The following is a 12,070-nucleotide window of genomic DNA, read 5'->3' as shown; positions in this document are numbered from 1 at the left end:
ACCAATCACCGATTAAACAAAAACGCGATGTTGCAAGGAAGGCATTTGGCGGCGGACTTGGATGAGTCGATCGGGGTTAATTTCGGCGATCGCAACTCCCGGTCTGTCCCCCGCATCGGCTAAAATAACTCCCCAAGGGTCAACAATCATCGCGTGTCCGTGCGTGTGACGCATGGCATAGTGGTTACCAGTTTGAGCCGGTGCAATGACGTAACAGGTGTTTTCGATCGCTCTGGCTTGGATTAGCACTTGCCAATGATCCTTGCCAGTATAAGCGGTGAAAGCGGCTGGTACAAATAATACATCGGCTCCCATTTGGGACAGGTGGCGGTAAAGTTCCGGGAACCGGACATCATAGCACACCGATAGTCCCAAGTTACCCAATTCTTTAGTAGCAGCAACCGGCGGAATGCTCGTCCCAGCCATCACCGTGCTAGATTCTCGATAGGTGTTGCCGTCGGGTACGTTAACGTCAAATAAGTGGACTTTCTGATAGCGGGCTAGTTCTTCACCGCTGGGGTCGATCAGCAAGGCAGTGTTGTAGACTTTACCAGTGCTAACGGGAACTGGGAAACCGCCGCCCAAGAGGGTGACTTGGAAGCGTTGAGCCATTGTTTTGAGGAATTTTTCGCTCAACAGAGCGATCGCTTCTGCTTGGCCAATTTTATCCTTCTCTTCCCCCATAAAAGAGAAGTTTTCGGGCAAGCACACTAACTCGGCCCCCCGCCCTTTGGCAAGTTCTATCAGTTCTTCCGCCTGAAGCAGGTTTTTTTGCAAGTCAGGCACACTGGTCATTTGGATGGCGGCGGCGAGATAAGACTTCATCGGTAAAGCTTGAAATTTTGCAGGACAGCCTATTCAGAATATATCTTTCTCTGGGTAGCTGTGGCATATCAATTGAACCACTGCTCAAGGCAACAGATCGCCGATCGAATGTAAATAGGTAATTACACTATCTGTTTCGCTTGGTGAGGACGCGGCGAGCGGCTTAAATCGCACTGCTACATCAAATATATAATATTTCCGGATGTAATATTTCAATAGGCGTATGTTTTATAGCTTTTGTTTACAGATATCTATAGAAATATGAAGCGATTCACAAGGCTGCCTTTCTATCTGATTTTCTTACAGGGGATATTGTTCCCATCCATCTGTCAGGGAACGGGACTGGAATCTCTACAGAGGAGACCACCTTTGTCCTTGCACCCGCAACAGTTAGGAAATCCATCAGGTAAAGCAGCAACTTTAGATATTCCGCATCCCTCAAGTCAGTTAGTTGCCCAGCTAGAGGAAGACGCCGAACAACCAGAACTAAAATCATTTAATGAAATAATCAAAGATACGCAAAAATCAGCAGGGCTATTCACGCTTTACCGTCAGAAAGAAACTGGCAAAATCTATCTGGAAATTAAGCCAGAACAACTGAATAAAAATTACTTTGCCACAATCACAATGGAATCTGGTATTGGTGAAAATGGCATTTACAATGCTACCTCTCTAAAGGATTTTATTTTCTATTTTCGGCGAGTTAATAACAATTTACTGTTCACCGTTCGCAATGTTCGCTTTCGCACTCGTCCCGGAGATCCGCAACAAAATGCGGTTCGTCGGGCATTTTCTGATTCTGTTTTAGTTTCCGTTCCCATTAGAAGTATTCATCCTCAAAGTCAAACAATTTTAATCGATTTGGGTGATTTACTATTGCGGGATTTGCCAGATCTAAGCTCAATGTTAGCAGCATCTTTAAAGGCTCAATATTCAGTAGATCCGGCAAAATCTTATTTTGGCAATGCCAAAGTTTTTCCTCTCAACATGGAAATTGAATCAGTATATGGATTTTCTCTCATGAATGAGAATAGGAATTATACCTCTTTACCTACTCTACCCGATCGCAGAGCCTTAACCATTCGCACTCACTATAGTTTTTCCGAATTACCGGAAAATAATGGGTATAATCCCCGTTTAGCTGACGATCGGGTTGGCTATTTTCCCACAGTTTTTCAGGATTTTTCTAACTTGAATAGTAATTCCCGGTTTGTGCGTTATATTAATCGGTGGCATTTAGAAAAACAAGACCCTAACGCCGCTTTATCTCTGCCTAAAAAACCGATTGTTTTCTGGATCGAAAATACGGTGCCCTTAGAATATCGAGATGCGATTAAAGAAGGGGTGCTAATGTGGAATAAAGCTTTTGAAAAAGCGGGATTTAAAAATGCAATCGAAGTGAAGCAAATGCCCGATAATGCTACTTGGGACCCGGCAGATGTGCGCTACAATACGATCCGTTGGTTTGTTTCTACGGATAAAGCATTTGCAGAGGGGCCATCACGGGTAAATCCACTGACGGGAGAAATTTTAGATGCTGATATTCGTATAGATGCCAACATGATCCAATTAGTCAGGCAAAACGAGGAGATTTTCTTATTACGTAACTCAGCAAATACTGCCTACCAAGACAATTTATGTGGCTTATTTCCCGCACGAAAAGCAAAAATTGATAGGCATTCAATGCCGGTTTCCCATCGCTCTTTGTTAGCAAGTTTAGCAAAGAATAGCGATATTTGTTATAGCAGGGCAATGGCTAATCAATTCTCTCTTGGTGCGATGTCATTATCGTTGTTGCAGAATCAGAAACCTAACAGTAATGAGATGATAAAATACTTAGATCAATATGTGCGATCGCTCGTTGCCCACGAAGTAGGACATACGTTAGGATTAACACATAATTTTCGTGGTAGCATTTTCCTCAAACCAGAAGAATTAAACAATACCGACATCACCCGCACCAGAGGAATGGTCAGTTCGGTAATGGATTATGCACCAGTAAATTTAGCACCTGCTGGTACTAAACAGGGAGATTATTTTACTAGCATGGTTGGCCCTTATGATGAATGGGCAATTGAATATGGTTACAAACCGAATAGTGCGGGAGTTGCGCCTACAATGGCAAACAACCAAGCTGAAAAGCAATTTTTGCAACAAATTGCCGAAAAACAAGTTAATAGTCCAGAGTTATCTTATGCGCCAGATGAGGATAGTGCCGATCTCGATCCGACTGCTAATGAAGAAGATCTAAGTAGCGACCCTTTGCTTTACTCCCAATGGCAGTTAGATAATTCGCGTATAATGTGGGAAAACCTGAATAAGAGTTATTCAGTTAACAGTAATAATTTGGGTAATTTGACAATAATGTTCGATCGGGTTTTCTTCTACTATTTGCGAAATTTGCATATTATAAGTAAGTATGTTGGTGGGCAATCTTTTTATCGCGATCGCGTCAGTAGTGCAAATGGAAAACTACCACTGGAAGTAGTATCGGTGGGGCAGCAGCGATCAGCTTTGACAATGCTGCAAAAGTATTTGTTTGCGCCAGATGCTTTTAATTTCCCACCTGACTTATTGAATAAATTAGTATCTCCATCACCAAACGAATGGGATGATGATGAGTCGGTATTGTTAAAGGAACGTCTTGATTATCCAACTCACGATCATATTTTGTTATCACAAAGTTCTATTTTGGCAGATTTACTGTCTGCGGAACGTTTGACAAGATTGCGGGATATTGAATTGAAGACGCCGCCGGGACAAGCGCTGACTATGCCGGAATTGTTTAATAGTTTGCAGGATGGGATTTGGACGGAGGTGTTGCAAAAGGAGAATAAATCACTGAAAATATCGAGTTTACGTCGCGCTTTGCAGCGACAATATTTGGAAATATTAATAGATATGGTATTGCGGAATGATGATGTACCGTCAGATGCGCGATCGCTTGCTTGGGAAAAACTTCGCCAACTGCGCGAGAAACTTAACAGCACTTTGAGAAATTCGGGTAGGAATTTGGATGATTATACTAAGGCGCACTTGGAGGAAACGCGGGAGAGGATTACTAAGGTTTTGGATGCACAGTTGCTATCAAAGTCAAATCGCAAGAGGTAATTGTGGGTCCGATCGGCTCTAGCTTTTTTCTAATTATAAACAGAATAGAACCACGAATACGCGATAGCGTTTTAGGATACAGAGGAAGAGAGAAAGAGAGCGATCGCACCTTGCTAAGTAGGTGGGCGTAATTAAACTGCACTCCCAGAAACCCGGTTTCTCCAAGAAACCGGGTTTCTAAGGGCCTGGCAGTTTTACGTTTATTTATGGCCACCTACTTATTATACAAATTTGTATAAAGTTGCCAACAAAAAAGAAATATGATATCTAGAATCGCGACTATCTCTATGCGAATAAAATTGTCCAATTTCTAATAACAGTTGTTCTCTAAATCTCTCTGCTGGAGAACTGTAATCAGTGGGAGGGTGAATTTTATTCCAGTAATCCTTAGCTTTTTTAATTGTCAGCAAAGCAAGAATTAACTCATTTTTCTCTATATCATCCTGGGTGTTGTCAAATTCTGCTTTCCATGAGTCGCGCAATTTATCTACGTCAGTACAATCTAAACTAGGCAAATAATTAATCCGATTGGCTATTGTTGGTAAGTTATTCTTTAAATCTACATCGTCAACTATTGCATCTGCCATAGTTAAGTAAATATTTTCAAGTACCAAAGAATTGCTATTATAAAGCGGAGAAGCAAAAATATTATCAAATACTTCTTGCAGATCGGGTATTAAAAAATAAGCTTCTTTATGAACTAACCCTGTCACCCATATACGATGATTATTTGCATTTATTTCATTGACTTTGCATTGTCCGTAAAGATCGCAGAAAATAGCTTCTGTATCGGAAAAAGTATAATTATCAATCTTTTGTAATTGCAAATCCAAATCTACAATGGCAAAAAGTTTCTCTGGGATTAAATATGAGTTTTTACTGTCTTGTTTATGAATCTCTAAAAGGGTAAAATAGCTATCTATTACATCTTTGCGATCGCCACAATTAAAAAACTCTGGTTTATACTGACTCCACCATCTTGGAACACACGCTTTGTAAAAGTTTGCATCTGGCATTTGTTCCATTCTTGCATAAGATTGAGGTGATAATCTATCCCTAGTATCTTTGATACCCCGTTCTCCTTCACATAACACAACTATTTTATTTTTAATTCTCCGAGATTGAATAATAATTTCACAGTGTCGCTTTAACTGCTCAGGATTGAGACTCATAATTAATTGGAAGGGTTTTGCTTAAGAAGTTTTGGTTCTAGTTCCTTAACATGAGCAGGTGTAAGTGCTTGACATAGCTCATAAGAATGAGTTGCCAAAATATATTGATTACTCGGTGCCCATTCTTTGAGGTCTGAAATTATTTGATATTGCCAATCAGGATGAAATGCAATTTCTATTTCATCCATGAGGACGATCGCATTTTCTATATTATAGTATTTCAGCCACATATAAATGCTTAGTCTCTTTAATTCGCCATGACTTAAATCTTCTGGATATAGCTCTATATTCTCATCATCTTTATCTAATTTAAAGTTGACGCCAGAAAAGTCTGTTTCTAAATTTATCTTTTTGTTTAGTAACAGGAGATTCAAATCCTTAATAAGTTCTTGATAGCTATTACCATATTCACCTGTTTGTATAGCTTTTCTAAAATCTTTATCTCTAGCTGCTTTAAAGGATTCAATTAGTAGATATACAGCTAGAAAATCATAAGTAAAAAAACCTGTTAACTTAGATTTGGCATCTTTTAGCTGTGAATAGTAATCGTTTTCTTCATTTTGCTCTCTGAATAATAGTTTTCTTGATTTAGGAGAAAGAAAAAGGAAAACTTGGGTAGCAGGAGCAGCCAGAAATATTTTTTGTGAAAGTTCTTTGAGAAAAGATTCTGTTTGAGTTATATCTATGTTATCTATACGGCAAAGTAAAATATCCTCTTCAGCTTCATCCCCGTCCGCCGAATAGTGGCATACATAGAGCCAATTGTTTAATTGTAAAAAATTTAAAACCTCTTTTAGAGTCTGCTCAATCTGTTTACGCTCAGTATTGGATTGGTAAATATTCGATGCAAGGTATTCCAATCTTTGTTGTATTTCGTTTTGAACTTCTTCAAAAGATGGCATACTAGAGTTACCGAAAGATAGAATCAAAGGGTCTCCTAATTGAGATTCTTGAAGTAATCCTAATTTTTGAAGCTCGGTAATTTCATTTTTAAGATGGATTATTTTTTGTTCATCATTTTCAATTCTTTTCACTTTTTCCAGTCGAGATAAGCTTTTTTCTAATTGTTTACTTTCTTTGGTAAAATCGGAAATTTTATTTTTTACATTTTCTAATTTTTCCATAGAAAATGCAAAACCATTTTTATCCTTAATTCCTGCTTTTATAGCTTGGATTGAATCTCCAATATAAGAATTATCACAAATAAAAAACTCAAGTTTTATAGGTTTTTCTCCATCCAAAATATCAATTATTAATAGTATTCTTTCACTAGAATGATCGTAAATTTTAAACCCATAAAGCAAATTTTTCAAAAAATCTACGCGATCGGGATTAGTAGAACAATGCAGTAATCCAAAAATTAATTGTAAAAGTGTACTTTTCCCGCCTCCATTTTGACTGCCAAGCGGGAAAATACTAGGGAAAAAATCTTTTTCAAAAGTAATATCGACATTTTGTAACACGCGAAAGTTAGGAACTTGGACTCGTAGTAAACGCATAATAACTCTTCAGAATCGCTTGATATTGAATATTTTGAACTACTAAGTAGGGTTGGCACTGACTCTTATAACCTTTATATTATATGTTGAGTTTAACGAAATGAATCAAACTTTTTCTAGCAAAATTGAGCCTGAAAATGGGGAAAAAGGTGCTGATCTTTTATTTCGGAGTAGTATTAGGGATTTTCTAGCGATCGCACTTGACAACCACCCACCAAATAACAGATGATAAGAGATTGTGTGTCTAATCCTGCTCGGATCAGGTCAACACATTCCAAAAGCTGTTAATTGGAAATTGAGAACAGGCAATAGTCTTGCTGTCCCATGCCCCAATCAGCTACCTGTACGGCAAACCTTTCGGACAATCTCATGACTTACGCAATTATTGAAACCGGCGGCAAACAACTGCGAGTAGAACCGGGCCGCTTCTACGATATCGAACTGCTGCACGTTGAACCAGAAGCACAAGTTACGATCGACAAAGTACTGTTCGTTCACAACGACGGCGAAATTAGCATCGGTCAGCCCTTAGTCGAAGGCGCTACCGTAGAAGGCACAGTGATGCGACACTTTCGCGGGCGCAAAGTCATCGTCTACAAGATGAAGCCCAAGAAGAAAACCCGCAAAAAACGGGGGCATCGCCAGGAAATCACTCGCCTGATGATTAACTCTATCAGTTTGAACGGGGAAGCGATCGCAACTGCTGAAACTTCATCATCCCAGCCTGAAGCCCCCCAAAAATCAGCTGCTCCCGAAGAAACCGCTGATAACGCAGCAGAATAGTTAGTAGTAGAAAAAATAGAGGAAATCATGGCTCACAAGAAAGGTACTGGTAGTACACGCAACGGTCGCGACTCAAATGCCCAGCGTCTCGGCGTCAAACGCTTCGGCGGTCAAGTTGTCAAAGCAGGCAACATTCTCATCCGTCAGCGCGGAACCAAGTTTCACCCCGGCAATAACGTGGGTATCGGCAGCGACGACACCCTGTTTGCCCTCACGGATGGCATCGTCACCTTTGAAAGAAAGGGTAAAACCCGCAAGAAAGTCAGCGTTTACCCCAAAGTTGTTGCTGAAATTGCAGCTGAACCCGTAGCAGTTGCGGTCTAAAATTGTAGGTTGGGTAGAGCGCGAGCGAAACCCAACAAAGCCTTGATTGAGGTTGGGTTTTCTGACCTCAACCCAACCTACTCTATAGCTTTATCAAACGCCATGTTCCCCATCAATCGCCCCCGCCGCCTCCGCACCTCACCTCAGCTTCGCCGCATGGTGCGTGAAAATGCTTTAACAACAAGCGATCTAATATATCCGCTGTTTGCAGTACCGGGCGAAGCAATTGCTAAAGAAGTTAAATCTATGCCGGGTGTCTACCAACTTTCGGTAGACAAAATTGTCGAAGAAGCCAAAGAAGTTTATGACCTGGGCATCCCTTCTATCATCCTGTTTGGCATTCCTGAAGATAAAGATGCAGATGCTACCGGGGCTTGGCACGATTGTGGAATTGTACAAAAAGCAGCCACGGCAGTAAAAGAAGCTGTACCGGATTTGGTTGTAATAGCTGATACCTGCCTCTGCGAATATACCAGTCACGGCCACTGCGGCTATCTGGAAGTTGGCGACTTAAGCGGGCGCGTATTGAACGATCCAACATTGGAATTACTGAAGAAAACAGCCGTTTCTCAAGCTAAAGCCGGTGCGGATATCATCGCGCCTTCTGGAATGATGGACGGTTTTGTACAGGCAATTCGGATCGGATTGGATGAAGCTGGGTATCAAGATACACCGATTCTTTCCTACGCAGCTAAGTATGCTTCGGCCTACTACGGGCCGTTCCGGGATGCAGCGGAGTCAATACCCCAATTTGGCGATCGCAGAACCTACCAAATGGACCCAGGGAACGCCCGCGAAGCCCTTAAGGAAATCGAACTGGACATCGCCGAAGGAGCCGATATGCTCATGGTAAAACCGGCTCTTGCCTATATGGACGTGATCTGGCGTGTCAAAGAAGCTACTAACTTGCCGGTTGCGGCTTACAATGTTTCTGGCGAGTATTCCATGATCAAGGCAGCTGCTCTCAACGGCTGGATTGATGAGGAGCGGGTAGTAATGGAAACTTTGACCGGCTTCAAGCGGGCTGGAGCAGATCTGATTTTAACCTATCATGCTAAAGATGCTGCCCGTTGGATGTAGGAAATTTCATTAAGTACGTAGTTGCGTTTTAGTGTTTAAAGAGCGCTAAAGCGCTACTACGTACTAATATCCATTCGGAACAAGAGTCAAGGGAACGTAATAGCAACTTGAGTTAATCAGTAAAATAAGCGGTAGCTTTTCTTCAGATAAGACAGAAATTAGAAAATTTCAGTGCGATTGGACACCAATTGACCGCTAGTAGATTAGTAAAATGACTCGGTAAAAGATTCTAGGTTATCGATAACGATGGATGGTCGTAATATTAAGTTCTGCGATTTGCGATCGCAAGTAGACCTCAATCAACTACAGGAACTGTTTAAACTGGCGGCTTTCTGGGCGCAAAACCGGAAAATAGAAGATTTGGCAGTTGCTATAGCCAACAGCGATCCTGTAATCAGTGTCTGGGACGAAAATCGGTTAATCGGGTTTTGCAGGGCAAACTCAGATTGCGTCTATAGGGCCACAATTTGGGATGTCGTGATTCACCCCGATTATCGCGGACTTAGCCTGGGACGCAAGATGATCGAAACACTGTTAGATCATCCGCGGATCAGCCGCGTAGAGAGAGTATATCTGATGACTACATATCAACAGGGCTTTTACTTGAGACTTGGTTTTCAGTTTCCCAACCCCAGTACCACAATGGTGCTGTACAACAAACCCCAAGCTACTTCCCTTCCTGCCCCAGCGATGGCGTCTGGAGAATCATTAAGGGGATAGAGCATTGGATGCGAGTCACATTAGACTCCGCGCCCGGTGAGGGGACTGCCAACACTTCCAAGCATCCCTTCATCAGTTCCAAAAGAGTCTGACAGATCAGTAGAGTAAGTCCTGGTGAGAGTGTAAAATTCTCATCAATGGTTTTATCAGTTTTAATAGATTTATCAGTTTCGGGAACAGACCCGAACAAATCTACTCGGTCAGTCCAAGTACTGGCCGGACGTTCGTCTTCAATCCAGATCCGGACATACCCCGATGCCGCATCTGGATGGACGGAAACGGTAATGTTACCTTCCTGCATCAGTTTCAGTGGCGTGTCCACCAAATTCATTAACACCTGCCGCAACCAGCGGTGGTCTGCCATGACATAAATTTCCGGGTCGGCTGGCATTACTTGAAGACGGAGGTTGCGATTTGCCGCCTGTAAGTGGGTCAAGTCATAGACTTGCGCTAAAACCTGTGCTAGTTGCACAGGCTGTATTTCCAGCTGATTTGTGCCATATTCTGTTCTGGCAACTTTGAGAATTTCATCGAGCAATGCTACCATTTTCAAGGCAGAGGCATGGGCTTGCGCCACAAATTCTCTTTCTTCAGCTGGGTCTTCGCACAAATCGGACAGAATTATCTGATGCAGACCAATTAGACTATTGAGAGGCGATCGCAATTCGTGGGAAATTCGAGCCAAAAAACCAGCTTTAAATTGGCTCATCTCAGCTGCCATGTGATAGGCTACTTCAGCCTGCTGCAATTTTTCTTTGAGCGCCAATACTTCTGGGTTAGAGTCCATCAGGATTAAAAATTAAAAATTAAAGCTTAAAAAAAGGGAATTACTCCCTGCAAATTCAGACTAACAGACTTCCAAGTAAACCGCTCCTTGTCGTAATATTTCCCAACCACTGCCCGTCCATTTGGCAACTGTGGAAGGAATACCGCCACTTGTATTGGTTGATTCTAATGGAGAAGGCACAAGAGTCAGAACGTCGGGAAACTGGGCTTCAATTTCTGACATTGTTTGCAAAGGGGGCTGACCTGATAAATTGGCGCTGGTGGTTGCCAGTGGGCCAGTTTGGGCTAGAATCTGACGAGCTAGAGCACAATTCGGCACTCGCAACCCAATAGTTGTAGGGTCAGTTAGGTTAATCGAGACAGGAACCCTCTCTGACGCCGGTAATACCAAGGTTATAGCACCAGGCCAGTAGCGATCGGCAATTTTCTGCCAAAACTGCAACTCTTGGGCAGTTCCCCTACAAAAAGGCCAGAGGTCAAATGACCTCGCACCCATCAAAATCAGCGGTTTATCTTGTCGCCGTTGCTTCGCCTCAAAAATTAAATCTCCCTTCTCCGGCAAAGCTGCCAATGCTGGCACAGTATCTGTAAGAAAGCTTACCAGATAGCCAGAACGTGCTTTATCTACCAGAATGTCAAGGGGGACTTGGGTCATTGGTCATTTGCGATCGGTTTAGCAATCAATTGTAGGACTTACGCAGAAGCTCTTTGGGCAAAGCTTCAAGCTCAGAAAGCCAAGCGTGAATTGAAAGCATGATTTTTTTGAGAGATCGTAATCTGAGAGGACAAGCTAATTAACAACGATAAGCCAAAGCAAATCGATCGATTCCCCCTAAATCTGAGAATATCTGAATTTCGGTATAATTCCCGTTTAGTTGCAACAATTCCGCTACCGCTTCTGCCTGTCCTGCCATCATCTCAATCAACCATAAGCCACCAGGAAGCAGGTAATCTGGTGCTGTCTCTACTAAGTGCCGAATGCAGTCCAAACCATCGTTTCCACCATCCAAGGCGAGGTGCGGTTCGTGTTTGGTGACTTCCGGTTGCAGAGTCAGTACCATTTCGCTGGGAATGTAAGGTGGATTCGATACCATACCGCTCAGTTGGCCTTTAAGAGCCTGTAAAGGCTCAAACCAAGAACCTTGATAAAACTTGATTTTGTCGGTAAATCCTATTTCTTGGGCGTTCTGCTGGGCAATGGATAGGGCAGCAAAGCTTTCGTCCACAGCATGAATTGTAGCTTTAGAAAAGGCATCTGCCAAACCGATCGCGATCGCGCCACTCCCAGTCCCCAAATCAGCCCAATGGGGCATGGGACATGGGAGATTTGCCGCCCCTCTTTTGACAGCTTCAATAGCTAAATCGATCAGGCACTCTGTCTCCGGTCTGGGAATCAGCACCGCTGGGGAAACCGCCAATTTAAAATGCCGCCAGGGAGTTATTCCAGTTATATACTGTACTGGCAAGCGATCGTGAAGACGCATACACCACAGTTGTTTCAACTCTGATAGTGGCAGCTTTAGTTCAATCTGAGGCCAATTTTTAAACGACTCCAAACGCAATGCCAACCGATCGAGTCCAGCTACTTCTTGCAATATCCAGTCCACCTCCATAGTCGGGACATCAGCTGCCTTAGCGCTGACTAACGCACTCTGACGCCACTGCCAAAGTTCTAGACCGGAAACAATTTTGTCATTGGTCATTAGTCATTAGTCATTAGTCAGTGGTCAGTGGTCAGTGGTCAGTGGTCAGTGGTCAGTTGTCAGTGGT

11 protein-coding genes are annotated in these 12,070 nt (G+C 42.6%); 5 read left to right on the top strand and 6 right to left on the bottom strand.

What is annotated here, in order from left to right:
• Positions 1-12: 12 nt before the first annotated feature.
• Positions 13-825 (bottom strand): carbon-nitrogen hydrolase family protein, encoded by an 813-nt coding sequence (locus LAY41_RS08625; protein ID WP_249096429.1) that lies wholly within the window; start codon positions 823-825, stop codon positions 13-15.
• Positions 826-1,086: 261 nt separating this feature from the next.
• On the opposite strand from LAY41_RS08625, the gene LAY41_RS08620 reads away from it, so the two are divergent.
• Positions 1,087-3,936: a zinc-dependent metalloprotease gene (locus LAY41_RS08620; protein ID WP_249096427.1), complete on the top strand. Its 2,850-nt coding sequence runs from the start codon at positions 1,087-1,089 to the stop codon at positions 3,934-3,936.
• Positions 3,937-4,157: 221 nt separating this feature from the next.
• Here the strand turns inward: LAY41_RS08620 and LAY41_RS08615 are convergent, their stop codons facing one another.
• Positions 4,158-5,108 (bottom strand): hypothetical protein, encoded by a 951-nt coding sequence (locus tag LAY41_RS08615; protein WP_249096424.1) that lies wholly within the window; start codon positions 5,106-5,108, stop codon positions 4,158-4,160.
• 2 nt (positions 5,109-5,110) lie between these two features.
• A complete protein-coding gene (locus tag LAY41_RS08610; protein WP_249096421.1) occupies positions 5,111-6,607 on the bottom strand; it encodes an AAA family ATPase in 1,497 nt (498 codons plus the stop codon).
• A 369-nt stretch (positions 6,608-6,976) separates the two neighbouring features.
• On the opposite strand from LAY41_RS08610, the gene rplU reads away from it, so the two are divergent.
• The 4 genes from rplU (at position 6,977) to LAY41_RS08590 (ending at position 9,514) form a co-directional block, all read left to right on the top strand.
• A complete protein-coding gene (rplU, locus tag LAY41_RS08605; RefSeq protein WP_249096416.1) occupies positions 6,977-7,390 on the top strand; it encodes a 50S ribosomal protein L21 in 414 nt (137 codons plus the stop codon).
• 27 nt (positions 7,391-7,417) lie between these two features.
• On the top strand, positions 7,418-7,714 hold the full coding sequence (rpmA, locus tag LAY41_RS08600) for a 50S ribosomal protein L27 (protein ID WP_249068325.1): 297 nt from the start codon (positions 7,418-7,420) through the stop codon (positions 7,712-7,714).
• A gap of 102 nt (positions 7,715-7,816) precedes the next feature.
• Positions 7,817-8,794 (top strand): porphobilinogen synthase, encoded by a 978-nt coding sequence (gene hemB, locus LAY41_RS08595; protein ID WP_249096864.1) that lies wholly within the window; start codon positions 7,817-7,819, stop codon positions 8,792-8,794.
• Between the two features lie 246 nt (positions 8,795-9,040).
• Entirely contained in the window at positions 9,041-9,514 is a 474-nt protein-coding gene (locus LAY41_RS08590; protein WP_249096415.1) for a GNAT family N-acetyltransferase, read from the top strand.
• On the opposite strand, the gene LAY41_RS08585 is transcribed toward LAY41_RS08590, so the two are convergent.
• The 3 genes from LAY41_RS08585 to prmC all read right to left on the bottom strand — a co-directional run bounded on the left by LAY41_RS08585 (position 9,462) and on the right by prmC (position 12,003).
• Entirely contained in the window at positions 9,462-10,301 is an 840-nt protein-coding gene (locus LAY41_RS08585) for a sensor histidine kinase (protein WP_249096412.1), read from the bottom strand. The genes LAY41_RS08590 and LAY41_RS08585 overlap by 53 nt on opposite strands.
• 60 nt (positions 10,302-10,361) lie before the next feature.
• Positions 10,362-10,955, bottom strand: a complete 594-nt coding sequence (locus LAY41_RS08580; RefSeq protein WP_249096409.1) for an L-threonylcarbamoyladenylate synthase — start codon at positions 10,953-10,955, stop codon at positions 10,362-10,364.
• A 139-nt stretch (positions 10,956-11,094) separates the two neighbouring features.
• Positions 11,095-12,003, bottom strand: a complete 909-nt coding sequence (gene prmC / locus LAY41_RS08575; protein ID WP_249096399.1) for a peptide chain release factor N(5)-glutamine methyltransferase — start codon at positions 12,001-12,003, stop codon at positions 11,095-11,097.
• Positions 12,004-12,070 lie beyond the last annotated feature (67 nt).

Origin of the sequence: Argonema galeatum A003/A1 (assembly GCF_023333595.1) — a bacterium.
Lineage (GTDB): Bacteria > Cyanobacteriota > Cyanobacteriia > Cyanobacteriales > Aerosakkonemataceae > Argonema > Argonema galeatum.
Note: the sequence above shows the minus strand (reverse complement) of the source record. Positions and strands in the feature narration are given on the sequence as shown.